The sequence below is a fragment of the Porphyrobacter sp. AAP60 genome, from assembly GCF_001296025.1.
GTDB lineage: Bacteria > Pseudomonadota > Alphaproteobacteria > Sphingomonadales > Sphingomonadaceae > Erythrobacter.
Map to the genome: position 1 here is coordinate 39,802 of NZ_LJHV01000012.1, position 16,653 is coordinate 56,454.

General features: G+C 62.5%; 12 protein-coding genes and 1 tRNA gene. 9 read left to right on the top strand and 4 right to left on the bottom strand.

The window, feature by feature from the left end; translation table 11 throughout:
* The first annotated feature begins 62 nt into the window (after window positions 1-62).
* A complete protein-coding gene (locus IP79_RS11570; protein ID WP_054119470.1) occupies window positions 63-1,394 on the top strand; it encodes a tetratricopeptide repeat protein in 1,332 nt (443 codons plus the stop codon).
* A 59-nt stretch (window positions 1,395-1,453) separates the two neighbouring features.
* On the opposite strand, the gene IP79_RS11575 is transcribed toward IP79_RS11570, so the two are convergent.
* Complete coding sequence (locus tag IP79_RS11575; protein WP_054119471.1) at window positions 1,454-2,689, bottom strand: dihydroorotase; 1,236 nt, start codon at window positions 2,687-2,689, stop codon at window positions 1,454-1,456.
* Window positions 2,686-3,705: an aspartate carbamoyltransferase catalytic subunit gene (locus IP79_RS11580; protein WP_054119472.1), complete on the bottom strand. Its 1,020-nt coding sequence runs from the start codon at window positions 3,703-3,705 to the stop codon at window positions 2,686-2,688. Before IP79_RS11580 ends, IP79_RS11575 begins: the two co-directional genes overlap by 4 nt.
* 117 nt (window positions 3,706-3,822) lie before the next feature.
* On the opposite strand from IP79_RS11580, the gene sppA reads away from it, so the two are divergent.
* From sppA to IP79_RS11600, 4 genes are all read left to right on the top strand, one after another.
* The gene (sppA, locus tag IP79_RS11585) at window positions 3,823-5,721 is read left to right on the top strand and encodes a signal peptide peptidase SppA (RefSeq protein WP_054119473.1); all 1,899 of its coding nucleotides are present in this window, start codon (window positions 3,823-3,825) and stop codon (window positions 5,719-5,721) included.
* Window positions 5,722-5,821: 100 nt separating this feature from the next.
* Window positions 5,822-5,896: transfer RNA gene (locus IP79_RS11590), tRNA-Val, on the top strand.
* Window positions 5,897-6,127: 231 nt separating this feature from the next.
* Complete coding sequence (locus IP79_RS11595) at window positions 6,128-8,740, top strand: M14 family metallopeptidase (RefSeq protein WP_082337186.1); 2,613 nt, start codon at window positions 6,128-6,130, stop codon at window positions 8,738-8,740.
* A 43-nt stretch (window positions 8,741-8,783) separates the two neighbouring features.
* Complete coding sequence (locus tag IP79_RS11600; protein ID WP_054119475.1) at window positions 8,784-9,518, top strand: SemiSWEET family transporter; 735 nt, start codon at window positions 8,784-8,786, stop codon at window positions 9,516-9,518.
* Here the strand turns inward: IP79_RS11600 and IP79_RS11605 are convergent.
* On the bottom strand, window positions 9,492-10,169 hold the full coding sequence (locus IP79_RS11605) for a Fe2+-dependent dioxygenase (RefSeq protein ID WP_054119476.1): 678 nt from the start codon (window positions 10,167-10,169) through the stop codon (window positions 9,492-9,494). The genes IP79_RS11600 and IP79_RS11605 overlap by 27 nt on opposite strands.
* A gap of 147 nt (window positions 10,170-10,316) precedes the next feature.
* On the bottom strand, window positions 10,317-10,916 hold the full coding sequence (locus IP79_RS11610; protein ID WP_233994185.1) for a TetR/AcrR family transcriptional regulator: 600 nt from the start codon (window positions 10,914-10,916) through the stop codon (window positions 10,317-10,319).
* A gap of 179 nt (window positions 10,917-11,095) precedes the next feature.
* On the opposite strand from IP79_RS11610, the gene IP79_RS11615 reads away from it, so the two are divergent.
* From IP79_RS11615 to IP79_RS11630, 4 genes are all read left to right on the top strand, one after another.
* Window positions 11,096-13,420: a TonB-dependent receptor gene (locus IP79_RS11615; RefSeq protein ID WP_054119477.1), complete on the top strand. Its 2,325-nt coding sequence runs from the start codon at window positions 11,096-11,098 to the stop codon at window positions 13,418-13,420.
* 97 nt (window positions 13,421-13,517) lie between these two features.
* A complete protein-coding gene (gene serS, locus IP79_RS11620) occupies window positions 13,518-14,801 on the top strand; it encodes a serine--tRNA ligase (protein ID WP_054119478.1) in 1,284 nt (427 codons plus the stop codon).
* Complete coding sequence (surE, locus tag IP79_RS11625; protein ID WP_054119479.1) at window positions 14,801-15,565, top strand: 5'/3'-nucleotidase SurE; 765 nt, start codon at window positions 14,801-14,803, stop codon at window positions 15,563-15,565. Before serS ends, surE begins: the two co-directional genes overlap by 1 nt.
* Window positions 15,566-15,574: 9 nt before the next feature.
* Window positions 15,575-16,648 carry a potassium channel family protein gene (locus IP79_RS11630; protein ID WP_054119480.1) on the top strand — a complete coding sequence of 358 codons (1,074 nt, stop codon included), beginning with the start codon at window positions 15,575-15,577 and terminating at the stop codon, window positions 16,646-16,648.
* Window positions 16,649-16,653: the final 5 nt, after the last annotated feature.

Consider the following 16,653-nt stretch of genomic DNA (forward strand, 5'->3'; position numbering starts at 1 on the left):
GGCGAAAACCGACCACCCGACCACCACAACGTGAACCATCAGGATCAATGGGGGAAATGAATATGGACCGCAGTTTCGCAAACGCGCCGCGCCTCGCGCTCGCCGTCTCGACCGCGCTCGCAGGGTTGGCGCTGACGGGGTGCATGACTTCCGCTGCACCGCGCGCCGACACATCCTTTGCCAGCGCGCAGACGGCGCTTGCCAAGGGACAGGTCGACAAGGCCATCAGCCATGCCGAATCGGCCGTGCTGGCCGAGCCGCGCAACCCCGGCTTCCGGGCGCTGCTGGGCGCCGCTTACATGGAGGCCGGGCGCTTCCAGTCTGCTGCCACCAGCTTTGGCGACGCGCTGGATCTGGGCGACGAAAACCCGCGCACGGTGCTGAGCTTCGCACTCGCCAAAATCGCGCTCGGCGAAGGCCGCGCGGCTGCGGCGGTGCTCGACGAATATAACACCTTGATCGACCCGGCTGACCTTGGTCTTGCGCTGGCGCTTTCGGGCGAGCCCGAACGCGGCGTGCATGTGTTGATCAACGCTGTGCGTGGTAGTGAAGAAGCAGTGACGCCCAAACTGCGCCAGAACCTTGCCTATGCCTATGCGCTTGCTGGCAACTGGCGCGCGGCACGGGTGATGGCCGCAGAAGATGTGCCAGCCGATCAGGTTGATCAGCGACTGACCCAGTGGGCGGCGATGTCGGCCCCGGAACAATTCCAGCAGCGCGTTGCCGCGCTGCTGGATGTCAGCCCGCGCAGCGATGGCGGCCAGCCGCAGCAACTCGCGCTCGGCAACTTCCCGAGCCAGGACGTGATGTTTGCCGAAGCAGCCGAACAGGCTCCCGTGGCACTGGCTGCGGCGAGCCCCGCGCCGGTGATGGAGCCCTATTCGCCGCCGACCTTCGAGCAGGCCTTCACGGCTCCCGCTCCCTCGATCCAGTCGGTCGAACCCGCGCAAGCAGGCGTGCGCTTCGTGTCGAATCCGGTCGTGCAGCAACTTCCCGCCCGCGCCGAACGTCCCGCCCCCCGTATGGCATCCGCCGCTCCCCAGCGCCGGATGGCACCTGCCGCGGTTGCCGCGCCGATTGCCAGTGACAAGAGTGAGGCATCCCATCTCGTCCAGCTTGGCTCATATGACAGCAAGATCGAAGCCCAACGCGGCTGGACAATGCTCAAGGGCAAATATCCGGAGCTCAAGGATCACAAGGTCGTGATTACCGAAGCGGTCGTGGGCGGTCGCACGTTCTGGCGTGTTGCTGCCGACGGTTTCGGCCCCAAGAGCGCACGCAGCCTTTGCGGAACGGTCAAGTCGTCGGGCCGCGGTTGCTTTGCATATGCAGCCTCCAGCCCGCCCGCAGGCGCAGTAAAACGCGATGTGCAGATGGCTGCGCGGACGCGATAGAACTGCGGATTTCAGTCAAAACTTTACCCCCGGAAAGCCATTGCTTTCCGGGGGTTTTCCTAGTTCTCTAGCCTAACTCCGCCCTTCCATAAACCAAGCACCCGCCCTTGGGCGCCCTGTCGGTCAAACGGGGTGTTATCAGCGGTCGCCTCCATCTTGCGGCGATCAATTATCCAGGGCGCTTCGGGATCGATCAGGGCAAGGTCGGCCTCGAGCCCCGCAGCCAGTTCCCCTGCTGCCACGCCCAGCAGGCGGGCCGGGTTGCGGGCGGTGAGATCGAAGGCGCGGGCCATGTCGATGACACCGTCACGCACCAGCGTAAGTGTCATAGAAAGCAATGTCTCGGCTCCTGCCATGCCCGGCGCGGCATCCGCAAATGGCAGGCGCTTGTCTTCGGGCCCGCGCGGGTCGTGGCCACTGGCGATGACGTCCACCGTGCCGTCACCGATGGCGGCAATAGCAGCTTGCCGGTCAGCCTCGGTACGCAGCGGCGGCGATAGGCGCGTGAAGGTCCGAAAATCGGCGGTCGCCAGATCGGACAGCATGAAATGCGCAGGCGTAATCCCGCAAGTGACAGCAAGGCCGCGCGCCTTCGCTTCTCGCACCAGCGCAAAACCACGCTTCGTTGTCACCTGCCGGATGTGCAGCCGGGCCCCGGCCAGTTCGGCCAGCGTGATGTCGCGTGCAATGGCGAGCGCCTCGGCCTCGGCCGGTGCGGCTGGCAGGCCCAGCCGTGTGGCGATCTCGCCTGCGGTAGCGGCAGCTTCTCCCGTCAAGCCGCCATCTTCGGCATGCGTGAAGACTACCAGATCCAGCATCGCGGCATATTGCAGCAGTCGCAGCATTACGCCGCTATCGGCGATCCAGCGCCGCCCCGTTGCAATCCCGCGCGCGCCCGCATACTGCATCAGCGCGACCTCTGCCAGTTCACGCCCTTCCAGACCGCGCGTGGCTGCAGCAAGCGGGTGAACCCACAGATCGGGCTTGCCGCTTTTGGCGATGAAGTTGACCCGGCTCGGGAGGTCAAGCGGAGGGGACTGATCGGGCATCAGCGCGGCGCGGGTGATTCCTCCGAAATGGAACGCGGGCTTGTCGACCGCGAAGACCCCAAGATCGATCAGGCCGGGGGCCACCAGCTTGCCCCGCGCGTCGATCACCTCGTCGCCTTGCTGCGCGGCGACATCCGCGCCCAGCGCAAGGATCATCCCGTCCGCACAACGCAACGCGCCAGACACGACACCGCCGGGCAAAACCAATTGCCCGTTCGCGATGGTGAAGGGCCGATCCTGCCTCATACCGCCCACCCTTCCACACCGCGCGCGCTGCGCGTCAGGATATCGAGACAGGCCATGCGGATGGCCACGCCCATTTCGACCTGGCGGGTTATCAGCGAACGCCCTGCCAGATCGGCGACCTCACTATCGATCTCCACGCCCCGGTTCATGGGCCCCGGGTGCATTACCAGCGCGCCGGGCGCAGCGCTTGCGAGTCGCTTGGCCGTTAACCCGTACAGATGGCGGTATTCGCGCGCAGAGGGGATGAACTGCCCGCTCATCCGTTCCGATTGCAGGCGCAGCATCATCACGACTTCCGCGCCGTCCAGCGCGTCGTCGAAATGATGAAATGCCTTTACTCCCATCGCCTCGACCCCGGCTGGCATCAGCGCAGGCGGCGCGCAGACACGGACATTGGCCCCCAGCGCCGTGAGGCAAAGGATATTGGATCGGGCGACCCGGCTGTGGAGGATATCGCCGCAGATCGCCACATTCAGGCCGGTGAAGTCCTCTCCGCCCTCACCCCGTTCAGCCAAGGCGTTGCGCAATGTCAGCGCGTCCAGCAGCGCCTGCGTGGGATGCTCATGGCTGCCATCGCCCGCGTTAAGCACCGGACAATCCACTTTGTCCGCAATCAGCCCGGTCGCGCCGGAGGACCCATGCCGGATCACAATCGCATCGGCGCGCATGGCGTTCAACGTGATGGCGGTATCGATCAGGGTTTCGCCCTTTTTTACGCTGGACGTGGCGGCGTGCATATTGACCACGTCCGCCCCCAGCCGCTTGCCCGCGATCTCGAAGCTCAGCAGTGTGCGGGTGGAGTTTTCGAAAAAGGCGTTGATGATGGTCAGGCCTGCCAGCAGATCAGTGTGCTTGGCGCTTTGCCGGTTCAGGGCGACCCATTGTTCGGCCTGATCCAGCAGATAGAGAATCTCGTGCCGCTGGAGATGGCCGATCCCTGTCAGATCACGGTGCGGAAACGCCAGACGCCCCGCCGGAAAGCGGCCATCGGTGTGAGAGGTTGCGTGCGGATCCATCAAAACAAAGCCCCTAGTCGAGCCTCATCCGACGCTCAACCCATGGCTAAAGGTTTTGCATGGAAGTTGCCATGCAAACCCCCTAGATCAGTCCGGCAAATCAAAAGGGGCGATTGAATGAGTTTCGTGGGCAAGGTTTGGAAAGTCCTCGTCGGCATCAAGGACGGCCTTGTCCTGCTGTTCATGCTCCTGTTCTTCATTGGATTGTTCGGCATCCTCTCGGCCCGCCCCAACCCCGGCCAGGTGCGCGATGGTGCCCTGCTGATTGAGCTTAGCGGCGTGGTGGTCGAAGAAAAATCGCCCATCGATCCCTTCTCCGCGCTGCTTTCAGGCACCGTCCCGATCGAAGAATATCAGGCCCGCGACATCATCCGCGCGCTCGACGCCGCGGCCTCCGATAACCGGATCAAGGCAGTGGTCTTCGATCTGACCACTTTCCTCGGCGGCGGTCAGGTGCATCTAAGAGAAATCGGTGATGCGATGGATCGCGTGCGCAAGGCGAAAAAGCCGGTATTGACCTATGCTGTGGGCTACGCCGATGACCACATGCTGCTCGCCGCCCACGCCAGCGAAGTTTGGCTCGACCCGCAAGGACTGGCGATCATATCCGGGCCTGGCGGGAGCAACCTCTATTACGCGGGACTGCTCGATAAACTCAGCGTGAATGCACACATCTACCGCGCGGGCGAATTCAAATCGGCAGTCGAGCCTTACTCGCGCTCGACAATGTCAGATGAAGCTCGCCAGAATATCGGTGGTCTTTACGGCGCGCTGTGGGAAGAGTGGCAGGCCAATGTGAAAAAGGCGCGTCCCAAGCTTGCGCTGGCGCGCGTCACCAGTGACCCGGTCGGCTGGATCAACTCGGCCGGAGGCGATCTGGCCAAGGCCGCAATTGCGGGCGGACTGGTCGACAAGCTGGGAGACCGCGTCCAGTTTGGTGCGCGCGTGGCCGAAATTGCCGGAACGGATAGCTGGGACAAAAAGCCCGGCGCATTTGCCTCCAGCGATCTTAAGGCTTTTCTTGCTTCGGCCGGGAAAGACCGCAGCGGCAAGGCCATCGGCATCATCACCATCGCCGGCGAAATCGTCGATGGCGAGGCAGGGCCGGGCACTGCCGGGGGCAAGCGCATCGCCGATGCGCTCGACGAAGCACTGGATGATGATCTCGCCGGACTGGTTGTGCGAGTCGATTCTCCGGGTGGTTCGGTGACAGCATCGGAGGAAATCCGCCGCGCGATCCAGCGCTATCGCGACCGCAAGATCCCGGTCGCGGTCTCATTCGCCAATATCGCGGCGAGCGGCGGTTACTGGGTATCAATGCCGGGCGAGCGGATCTTTGCCCAGCCGGAAACCGTTACGGGCTCGATCGGCGTCTTCGCGGTAGTGCCGACTTTCGAAAATGCCGCTGACCGTATTGGCGTGAACGCCGATGGCTTCCGTACCACTCCGCTTTCGGGCCAGCCCGATTTCATCGGTGGCTTTTCGCCCGAGTTCGAAGCGATCATGCAGGCCTCGATCAGCGGTACCTACACCGATTTCCTCGATCTGGTTTCCAAGGGCCGCAAGCAGCCGGTCGAAAAGATTGACGCGATTGCTGGCGGACGCGTGTGGGATGGCGGCACGGCCCGTCAGCTTGGTCTCGTCGACGAATTTGGCAGTCTGGAAGATGCCATCGCGTGGGTGGCGGGCAAGGCAGAAGCCAAGGACGGAAAATGGCACGCTGTGTACTTGGGAGAGAGTGTCGAGAGCTACGATTCGTTGATCCGGCAGCTTCTCACCAGCAGCGCAGGCCCGGCTCCGGTCTCAAATGGCGGCGATATCTTTGCACTTGCAGGACGCAACAATGGCGACGTGCTGAATCGCGTGGCGCGGGATGCCGCTCGGTTAATGGGCACCCGCGGCATTCAGGCTTATTGCATCGAATGTCCGGCAACGGCACCGATCGTCGCAAAAGCCCCGCGGCTCGAAGCCTCGGACGGGATTCTGGTGTGGCTCACGTCCTTGGCAGCCTTCTGACGAGGCAAGAAATTGCACAGGGCCGGGACTGGCGCTCTTGCCAAGAGCGCAGGCGCACAGTAATGGCGCGCCCCTGTCTCGGCCCCACGGCCACTAAGACGGGCGCGTAGCTCAGCGGTAGAGCACACCCTTCACACGGGTGGGGTCACAGGTTCAATCCCTGTCGCGCCCACCATCTTTTCAATGACTTGGAAGAGATGGTGCCGACCTTTCTGAAAGATTTGCCGTTACAGCCGCCTCTCGTCCAACGCTGCCCGCACTTTTCATTCCATCGCGGGTCTTTTTGCAGGGCGCTCTCCCGCATAAGTCAATTGCCCATCCCCGCTTGACCGGCTTCGCGACTTCGCGGCAAGGCAGGGACTGGCCTGCCATCAAGACCAGACGGGGAATCACAATGCGCAAAGGAATGTTGAGCCGCTGGCTCGTGGGTCTGGCAGCGGTGTGGGCGGCTGCGCAGCCTTTGCATGCGCAATCATTTATCGACAGCACGTTCGATCCCGCCATTCCTACTTTGACTGCGACGGTCGGTCACGCTCCGGGCACCCGCATTACTGCCCCTGAACAGGCCTATGCTTACCTCAAGGCGCTTGCCGAGGCGGCTCCTGATCGCACCCGTCTGGTGCAGTATGCCACAAGCTGGGAAGGCAGGCCGCTCTACTACCTTGTCCTTACGGCCCCGCAGAACATGGCGCGCATCGAAGCGATCCGGGCCGATATGGCCGCGGTTGCCGCGGGTCGTTCCAGTAATGGTTCGGCGCTGCCGGTGACATGGCTGGCTTACGGCGTCCACGGCAACGAGATTTCATCAAGCGATGCAGCCTTGATGAGCGCCTACCACCTGCTTGCCGCACAAGCCGATGACCGCGCAGCCAGGATCATGGCCAATACAATTGTGGTGATCGATCCGATGCAGAACCCCGATGGACGCGCGCGTTTCGTGAACAACTTCCTTGCCTCGACCGGGATCACGCCTGCGGCAGACCGGCAGGCTGCGGAACATGACGAGCCCTGGCCGAGCGGGCGCGTCAATCACTACATGTTCGATCTCAACCGTGACTGGTTTACACTGTCGCAGCCCGAGACCCGCGGCAAGGTGGCCGCAATTCGGGAATGGAACCCTGTCGTTGTTGTCGACCTGCACGAAATGGGCGGGGACCAGACCTATTTCTTCAGCCCTGCAGCCCAGCCCTTCAACCCCAACCTCTCCGCTGCGCAGATGCGTGCTTATGATCTGATCGGCCGGTATAACGCGGCAGCTTTTGATGCCCGCGGAGAGCCCTACTTCACGCGCGAGGTCTATGACCTGTTTTACCCTGGCTATGGCGATACCTGGAACGCGCATCAGGGGGCAATCGGCAGCACCTATGAACAGGGATCGGCGCGCGGCCTGGTGTTTGCGCGGCGTGACGGAACCGAACTGACTTACGCAGATGGAGTGCGCAATCACTTTACCGCCAGCCTTGCCACAGCTGCGGCTGTTGCCGACAATCCGGCACGCTTCCTATCCGACTTCGCTGCCTACCGCAGCGGCAATGCCACCGGTGCGGCGGGGCGCGGAAGCTATGTGATCGATCTCGGCAAGCGGCGCTGGAATGCCGAACGGCTGGGACGACGTCTGGCGGAACAGGGCATCACCGTCCTGCGCCGCGAAGGTGCGGCGAGCGTATGCGGGAAGTCCTATCCCGCAGGCTATCTTGCCGTGCCGCAAGCCCAGCCCGCAGCGCGGCTGGTACGCAGCCTGCTTGACCGCGATACGCCGCTGCCGCCCGATTTCCTGGCTGAACAGGAACGCCGCCGGTCGCAGGACCTGCCGCATGAATTGTATGATGTGACGGCGTGGTCGGTTGGTCCGATGGCAGGCGTGGAGGTGGCTTTGTGCAGCACTGCCGCGCCGGGCCAGCCTCTCAACACCGATGCACCGATTGGGGCCAGGCAGGATGGCAGCGGTGAATTTGCTGTCGCTGTGCCGTGGACCGATAGCGGGCAAGCGCGGCTGGTCGCGCTCGCCTTGCGCGAAGGGATAGAAGGGCGGACAACCGACAAGGCATTTTCTACCCAAGGAACGGATTTTCCGCGCGGCACGGTGGTGTTTCCTGCCGGTGCCAACAGTGCGGAGAATATGGCACGGCTCGCCGCCATCGCGGCCGAAGTGGGCGCTCACACAGTTGCGCTGGAAAGTGGCTGGGTCGATAGCGGACCGAACCTTGGAAGCGAGCATTTCGTGCGGCTTACCCTGCCCCGCATCGCGGTTGCCTGGGACGACGGTACCTCGCCGCTGAGTGCAGGCGCAATGCGCTATGTGCTCGAACAAAGGCTGGGCCTTCCGGTCGTGCCGATCCGTACCAGTCGCCTCGCCCGCGCCGACCTGTCGGATTATGACGTCGTGCTCATGCCCGAAGGCGATCCGGCCAATGTGCTGGGTGATGCCGGCTTGCGTGCGATACGCGATTTCGTGCGCAAGGGCGGTGTGCTTGTGGCCATTGGCGAGAGCATGGGGGCCTTCAGCAATGGTGAAAACCCTCTCTTGGCAGTGAAGCGCGAGGCCGCGCTGGGGCGTGAACCGGCAAATAGTGAGAACGACACGGCGAGCCTTGCCGAAGCGATCGAAATCGCCAGTGATGCCGAATATCGCGAGGCGACCAAAGATCAGCAAGCGCTGCCGGATACACTTCCCGGCGCTCTGCTAAACGTGGTGTCAGAGCCGAACCACTTTCTTTCCGCCGGATATGATAACGGGGCGGTGGTGCTGGCAACCGGCACGCAGATCTTCACTCCGCTGGACCGCGCCAATGGCGTCAATGTGTTCCGCTTCGCCGCCTCGGGCAATCTGATCCAGAGCGGCTATGTGTGGGAGGAAAACCGGCGGCAACTCGCTTACAAGCCCTATCTGATGGCCCAGCCGCAAGGCCGCGGGCTGGTGATCGGCTTCGCGCATGATCCATCGACCCGCGCCTATCTCGAAGGGCTCGATCTGATGATCGCCAACGCGGTGCTGGTGGCGCCATCCCGGGTGCGGTGACGGGCTCTAGGCGTCAGGCGGCGATTGTGCCATTCTGAAAGGCATGGCGCTGTTCGAAGCCCTTGTCATAGCCCATGTCGCCACCGGCGCTCTCGGCCTGATCGCGTTCTGGGGGCCCATCGTGACCCGCAAGGGCGCGGCCAATCACCGCAAGTGGGGCAAGGCGGCAGCATACGGCTTCATTGGCGCGGGCGGCCTGGCGATCGTGATGGCACTGCTTTCTCTTTACGGGCCAGAGCAGCGGCACCCCGAGATTACTGATCGTGCGCTGTTTGATGGGCTGTTCGGTTGGATGATGCTTTATCTTGGCATCCTTACCATCGGCTTTGTCGACTATGGTCTTGCCGTGGTGCGCCATGCGCGTGAGCGCCGGGCAATGCGTTCGGTGCGTTATCAGGCGGTAATCGCGGCGGTGATGATCTCGGGAGCATGGTGCGGCTACTACGGCTTCGAAGTCGGCCATCCACTGATGGTGCTGGTTGCCTTCATCGGGATCGTGGCAATGGCAATCCAGCAGGCCTATATCTGGCGCCAGTCCGATCCGCCGCGCGGTACCCATATCGGCGAGCATTTCCGCGCTTTGATCGGGATGGGGATTTCGGCCTACACGGCATTCATGTCGGTCGGCCTGATCCGGCTAGTTCCCGAACACGTTTTCAATCCTGCAATCTGGGCCGGGCCGAGCGTGGTGGGGGTCGGCCTTATCATTTATTTTACGCTGAAGCGGAAACGGACGGCGTCCCGAACTCCGTCAGGGGTGCGCCCACATCCGCAATAGGTTGGCGATGCTTTTGTCGAGCGTCAGCAACTCGGCCGACTGAGCGGGTATCTTCTGGCGCAGTGCAACCCGCATGTTTTCCAGATCGAAAAGCAGTTCCCGCTGTGCGCCATCGGCGATCATGCTCTCGATCCAGCCGACACACACAATCCGTTCCCCGCGGGTGACCGGCTTTACTTCGTGGATGCTTCCTGAAGGATACAGGACGAGATAGCCCGCCTCACCCTTGATTTCCTGTGCCATGCCGGCTGCATGGATCACAAGTTCGCCGCCGTCGTATTCGCCGGGCGGATTGAGGAACAGGGTGAAGGAAAGGTCGGTGCGCAATCGCTGGCCGCCTTTGCCCATCAGCGCATTATCGACATGCGCGCCATACTTTCCGTCTACGCCGGTCTTGCTGACGATCAGCGGAGAAAAACGCCGCGGCTGGGCTGCCGCTTTCACCACAGCGTGATCGGCAACAATCGGCAGCAGCTCTTCCTGCAGGCGGCGTCCGGCAGGCGAATTCATGCTGCCTTGCAGATTGCGTTTCACCGCCCGCGCGACCGAACCGGCAGTTTCGCGCCCGTCCCGCCATTCCAGCATATCGATGCGTGTGCGCAACGCGGACAGGTGTTCGGCATCGTCGAGGGCATTAATGACAAGGATCATAGACCAAGGTCTAGCGCCGCGCGCGGTCTGAGGGAAGGCGGTGCGTACAGAGGCCAGCGGAGGCAGCCGCCTGGCTCCAAAACAACGATTTGTAGCCTGCGTTCAACGGGAGACCCGCTGCTTGTCGACTTGCAGATTTGCAGCCTGTCAGCGCTTAAGGATTCCCTTGGCGAGCAGATCGTTGACACCAGCCGCCACATCGTCCGGCGCCATTTCGGCGCCGCCCCAAACGATGTATCTCAGACCGACGAATACGTTCATTCCCATCACCGCCCATGCCTCCAGCTCGCCAAGCCCGTCGCGGAACTCGCCCGCAGCCCCGCCGGCCCGCAACCGCTCGGCAATGCGCTTGGCGATGGTTTCATAGTGCTGACGGTAGCTTGCCGGATCGACGAATTCAGCTTCATCGATGATGCGATAAATCTCTTTGTGTTCGGACGCGAACCGCAGGAAGGCCGCCAGTGCGGCACGCTCGATTTCGAGCGCGCCCATGCCATCGGACAGGGCTGACCGTGCACTAGTGCGCACTTTCTCGCTCATGTCGCCCACCAGCGCCCGGAAAAGCGCATCCTTGCTGTCGAAATAGGTGTAAAAACTGCCCAGCGCCACGCCAGCGCGCCGGGTGATCGAACTGACCGAGGCTTCGTGGAAACCCTTCTCGCCAAACTCCTCTGCGGCTGCATCGAGCAGCTTGCGCAGCGTGCGCCGCCCACGCTCTGTGCGCGGAGTTTTGGCGTCGGAAGCCATTGATACACCGGACATAGCGGCATCTACGACCTTGGTCGTGCTCCCGTGACTGTTGCGCATCGGCTACTCCCTCGCCCCATTCGCTACGCTGGCATGCCGAAGGGCACAAGTCCAAACTTGAAAGATGGTTCAACTTTCAATATCACCCGAAGCACAGAGGGCCAGGAGAGGAAAACCCCATGACCAAGACATTTTGCAGCCGCGCGCTGTTGCTTGCCGGTTGCGCCGGAATCGCCACATTTGCCGCACCCGCCTATGCGCAGGACATGACCGAAGACGCGAGCGTGAGCGAAGCGTCCGAGGATGAAGGTGGCATCATCGTCACCGCCCGCCGCCGCGAAGAACGCCTTATCGATGTGCCGCTTTCGGTAACTGCGCTGACGGGCGAAACGCTGGCGAAACAGGGTATTCAGGATCTCACCCAGATCGGCCAGCAGGTGCCCAACATCACGCTGGAAGTCAGCCGCGGCACCAACACCACGCTCACCGCATTCATCCGTGGCGTGGGCCAGCAGGATCCGGTCGCCGGCTTCGAGGCGGGCGTCGGCCTTTACATCGACGATGTTTATCTCAACCGGCCGCAGGCCGCCGTGCTTGATGTCTATGATGTCGAACGCATCGAAGTGCTGCGCGGGCCGCAGGGCACTCTGTATGGCCGCAACACCATCGGCGGGGCGATCAAGTATGTGACCGCCAGATTGCCCGAAGATACCAGCCTGATGGTGCGCGGCACCTATGGCTCATATGATCAGGCTGACCTTATCGTCAGTGCTTCCACCCCGATTTCCGACAGCCTGCGGATTGGCGCCAGCGGCGCACGCCTTTCGCGTGGCGGGTTTGGTGACAACCTCACCCTCGGCACCGAAAACTATAACAAGGACGTTTGGGCAGCGCGCGGCACCATCGAATTCGACAGCGGGCCGCTGTTCGTCCGCCTGTCTGGCGATTACGTGAAGGATAACAGCGAAGCCCGTCAGGGCCATCGCCTGATTCCCAGCCTCGTCACCGCCCAACCCGTGCTCGACAGCGTGTTCGATACCCGTGCGGGCCTCAACATCGTCGATCAGGAGGTCGAAGCCTATGGCGGCGCGCTCAACATCGCGCTGCAAGTCAGCGATACGATTACGCTGAAGTCAATCACCGGCTACCGCGAAGATGCTTCGACCACCCCGATCGATTTCGACAGCCTTGCTGCGGTCGATCTGGATGTTCCCGCGATCTACGAAAACCAGCAGTTCAGCCAGGAACTGCAGCTTCTCTATGAAGGCGACAGGCTTTCGGGGGTGCTGGGCTTCTACTATCTTGATGCCAACGCCTTCACCGCCTTCGACGTGGCGCTGTTCACCACGCTCAACGGCCTGACCGCGCAGACACTGGGCGATGTCGATACCAAGACCTGGTCGGTCTTCGGCGATTTCACCTATGATCTCACCGACACCGTCAGCGTTTCGGTGGGTGGGCGTTACACCAATGACGAGCGCACCAGCCAGGTGCTGCGCACGACCTTCCTCGGCGGGTTCTCCAACCTGTTCGGCGGAGCGGGCGCGCCGATCGCGGTAACCAGCAATTTCAACGGCAGCGCGACGTTCAAGGATTTCAACCCGCGCGCCTCGATCAGCTGGCAGCCCAACCGCGATCACAACCTCTATTTCACCTATTCGCAGGGCTTCAAGGGCGGCGGGTTCGATCCGCGCGGCCAGACCACCGCGTGCCGCAACGCCACCGGCGGGGCCTGCACGGCAGACGAAGTGTTCGATTTCATGAGCTTCGAACCGGAAACGGTCGACAGCTTCGAACTGGGCTGGAAGGCATCGCTGCTCGACAACCGTCTGAACATCAGCCTTGCCGCATTCCTCGGCCAGTATGACAATGTCCAGATCCCCGGTTCGGTCGGGTTTGACAGCAATGGCGATGGCACCAATGACAGCTTCATCGGGATCACGTCCAACGCCGCGTCGGCCGATGTCAACGGGATCGAGTTTGAAGGCAATGCGCTGGTCGGCAGGGATTTCGCCGGCGACGGCAGCCGCTTCAGCGTCAACTGGTCTCTGGGTGTGCTTGATGCCAAGTTCAACACCTTCATCGACAATTTCGGCCGCGACGTGGCTAATGAGCGGGCATTCCAGAACACGCCCGATATCACCGCGCACATGGGCTTCAACCTCGGCGTGCCGGTGGCCAGCGGGATGATGGACTTCATCGGCCTTGCATCGCTGCGTTCCGACGCAAGCCAGTTTGAAGTGCCCAACCCGTTCCTCGATCAGGATGGCTTCGTGCTGGTCGATGCCAGCGCGGTCTACACGGTCGATAGCGGGCTGTTTTCGATCGGCGTCCACGGCAAGAACCTGTTCAACAAGGAATACATTGTTGCAGGCTACAACTTCGTCGCGGGCGGCAACCCTCCGGGCACGCCCTTCATCCCGACTCTGGGCCGCGAAGGCACACTGACCGGCTTCTACGGCGATCCGCGCCGGATCTACGTGACCGCGCAGGTCAATTTCTAAAGCACTCTCCCCGGATCGGGCGGCGGCCTCTCGAATGTCGCCGCCGCCCCTTCCTCCCTCTTCCCTTGGGAAGCCCAAGCGGGCATAGCGCCACGCCATGCACGATATCCGCTCGATCCGCGAAAACCCCGAAAACTTCGATGCCGCACTGGCCCGCCGCTTGCTCGATCCGCTGGCCAAGGCGCTGATTGCGCTCGACGAAGAACGCCGCGCCGTCACCACGCAGGTGCAGGTGGCACAGAGCCGCCGCAACGAGGCGTCAAAGCTGATCGGCGCAGCGATGGCCAAGGGCGAGCGCGATACCGCCGAGGCGATCAAGGCCGAGGTTGCGGCGCTCAAAAACGAAATGCCCGCGCTTGAAGCCCGCGCCGATGAACTGGCGGCGAAGTTGAAAGGCATGCTCGAAATCATCCCCAACCTCCCCGCCGACGATGTGCCGCAGGGCGCGGGCGAGGAGGAGAATGTCGAGGTTTCGCGATGGGGAACGCCGCGGGAGTTCGACTTCACTGCGAAAGAACATGCGGATCTGGCCCCGGCGCTGGGCATGGATTTCGAAACCGGCGCGCGGCTTTCGGGTGCGCGCTTCACTTTCCTGCGCGGCGACATGGCGCGGCTGCATCGTGCGCTGGGGCAGTTCATGCTCGACGTTCAGACCCGCGAGCATGGCTACGAGGAATGCAATCCGCCGGTTCTGGTTGGCGATGACGCCATGTATGGCACGGATAAGTTGCCCAAGTTTGCCGAGGATAGCTTTAGCACCACCAATGGCCGCTGGCTCATCCCCACCAGCGAAGTCAGTCTCACCGCCAGCGTGATGGGCGAATTGCTCGACGAGAGCGCGCTGCCGATGCGCCTCACCGCGCTGACCCTGTGCTTCCGCTCCGAAGCGGGCGCTGCGGGGCGCGATACGCGGGGGTTCATCCGGCAGCACCAGTTCGAGAAATGCGAACTCGTCAGCATCGTGCTGCCCGAAGACTCCGAGGCTGAGCACCAGCGCATGGTCCGCGCCGCAGAGACGATCCTCGAACGGCTGAACCTGCCATATCGCAAGCTGCTGCTGTGCACCGGCGACATGGGTTTTGGTGCACGGAAAACCTATGATCTTGAGGTGTGGCTGCCGGGCCAAGGCGCTTTCCGCGAAATCAGTTCCTGTTCGAACACCGGAGACTTCCAGGCGCGCCGCATGAACACCCGCTACCGTGTCGCAGGCGAGCAGAAAAAGACCGAATTCGTCCACACCCTCAACGGATCCGGCCTCGCGGTCGGACGCACGCTGGTGGCGGTGATCGAGAATTACCAGAACGCCGATGGCACCGTGACCGTGCCCGACGCATTGCTGCCTTACATGGGCGGTCTCACGAAACTGGAGCCAGCCACATAATGCGCATCCTCCTGACCAATGACGACGGCATCCACGCCCCCGGCCTCAAGGTGCTGGAAGAAATCGCGCGCCAGTTTTCCGACGATATCTGGATCTGCGCGCCTTCCGAAGAACAGTCAGGCGCGGGCCATTCGCTCACGCTGACGCGCCCCGTGCGGCTCAACAAACTGGACGAGCGGCGCTTTTCGGTCACCGGAACACCGACCGACTCTGTAATGATGGCGCTGCGCACAGTGATGCCCGACGCTCCCGACATCATCCTGTCCGGCGTCAATCGCGGGGCCAACCTTGGCGATGACATCACCTATTCGGGCACTGTTTCCGCCGCGATCGAAGGCGCGCTGGCGGGTATCCGTTCGATCGCCTTCAGCCAAGTCTACGCCCGCGAGGGGATGGGCGATGATGTACCCTTCGGCGCAGCGCGGGAATGGGGCCCGAAGGTGCTCGAAAAGCTGATCTACCCGCCGATGGCAGAGCGCACGCTGATCAACATCAACTTTCCCGCTCTGCCCCCCGAACAGGTCAAAGGCATCCGTGTCGTGCGGCAGGGATTCCACGATTATTCGCGCGGCAGCATTGTCGAAGGACGCGACCCGCGCGGCTATCGTTATTTCTGGTTCGGGCTCGATCCGATCGAACATACGCTCGACCACGGCACCGATCTGGAAGCAATTGACGATGGCTATGTCGCGGTGACCCCGTTGCAGCTCGATCTCACCCACTATTCAACCATCGGCATCCTTGCCGACCGGTTCAGCGACTGAGGCGGACGGATGGCGGTGACCACAAGGCCTGGCAAGCCGTCCAGACGCAAGGTCAGGCAAACCGATAAGTTCCGCCCGCTCAGGCGTCAGGTCAAGCTGCCGGTATGGGGCGATATCGGCATTCGCCTCGGCATCGCGTTTGGCCTGTTGGGTCTTGTCATCGCGATCCACTGGTGGGACCGCGACGGGCTGGTCGATAATGTCGATGGCCACATCAGTTTTCTTGACGTGGTCTATTTCACGATGATCAGCGTCACCACCACGGGCTTCGGCGATATTGCCCCGGTAACGGACCGGGCACGTCTATTCGAGGCCGTGCTGGTCACGCCGGTCCGCATCGCCGTCTTGTTCATCTTCGTGGGCGCCGCCTACGATTTCGTTATCAAACGCAGCTGGGAGAAATGGCGCATGGCCCGCATACAGGAACAGCTGACCGATCACGTTGTGGTGCTGGGTTACGGCGTATCCGGCTCGCAGAGCGTGGGCGAGCTGATCGAGCGCGGGGTCGATCCGCGCTGCATCGTGGTGATCGATCCTTCGGAGGAACGGCTGGCCGATGCCGAAAAGCTGGGGGTCAACGTGATGGCCGCCGATGCCACGCGCGACGAGACGCTCAAATCCGTAAGGATCGCCGAAGCCCAAAGCGTGCTGGTGTCAGCCGGGCGCGACGATACCTCGATCCTGATTGTGCTGACCGTGCGCCATCTTGCGCCCAAGGTGCCAATCAGCGTGGTGGTGCGGGCCGACGACAACGAATTGCTCGCCCGTCAGGCAGGCGCCGACAATGTCATCAATCCGGTGCGCTTTACCGGATTGCTGCTGGCGGGCAGCGTAAAGGGCGCGCATATCGCCGATTACCTTGCCGATCTGGCCAGCGTGGGCGGCAGAGTGCAATTGGTGGAGCGGGTCGTAACCGAGGCCGAATGTGGCCAATCAATCACCGATCTGAAAAGCGGCGGCCAGGGGCTGCGCGTCTACCGCAATGGCCGAGCGATCGGGTTCTGGGAAGACGATTGCCAGACGCTTCAGCCCGGTGACATCGTCGTAGAAATCGTGCCGACATCAGGCAGCGAGGAAGAATAGGGGCG

Bases quoted from the DNA above. Each gene is read 5' to 3' on its own strand.
- IP79_RS11570 (WP_054119470.1), top strand. From the start codon at position 63: ATGGACCGCAGTTTCGCAAACGCGCCGCGCCTCGCGCTCGCCGTCTCG.
- IP79_RS11575 (WP_054119471.1), bottom strand. From the start codon at position 2,689: ATGAGGCAGGATCGGCCCTTCACCATCGCGAACGGGCAATTGGTTTTG.
- IP79_RS11580 (WP_054119472.1), bottom strand. From the start codon at position 3,705: ATGGATCCGCACGCAACCTCTCACACCGATGGCCGCTTTCCGGCGGGG.
- sppA (WP_054119473.1), top strand. From the start codon at position 3,823: ATGAGTTTCGTGGGCAAGGTTTGGAAAGTCCTCGTCGGCATCAAGGAC.
- IP79_RS11595 (WP_082337186.1), top strand. From the start codon at position 6,128: ATGTTGAGCCGCTGGCTCGTGGGTCTGGCAGCGGTGTGGGCGGCTGCG.
- IP79_RS11600 (WP_054119475.1), top strand. From the start codon at position 8,784: ATGGCGCTGTTCGAAGCCCTTGTCATAGCCCATGTCGCCACCGGCGCT.
- IP79_RS11605 (WP_054119476.1), bottom strand. From the start codon at position 10,169: ATGATCCTTGTCATTAATGCCCTCGACGATGCCGAACACCTGTCCGCG.
- IP79_RS11610 (WP_233994185.1), bottom strand. From the start codon at position 10,916: ATGGCTTCCGACGCCAAAACTCCGCGCACAGAGCGTGGGCGGCGCACG.
- IP79_RS11615 (WP_054119477.1), top strand. From the start codon at position 11,096: ATGACCAAGACATTTTGCAGCCGCGCGCTGTTGCTTGCCGGTTGCGCC.
- serS (WP_054119478.1), top strand. From the start codon at position 13,518: ATGCACGATATCCGCTCGATCCGCGAAAACCCCGAAAACTTCGATGCC.
- surE (WP_054119479.1), top strand. From the start codon at position 14,801: ATGCGCATCCTCCTGACCAATGACGACGGCATCCACGCCCCCGGCCTC.
- IP79_RS11630 (WP_054119480.1), top strand. From the start codon at position 15,575: ATGGCGGTGACCACAAGGCCTGGCAAGCCGTCCAGACGCAAGGTCAGG.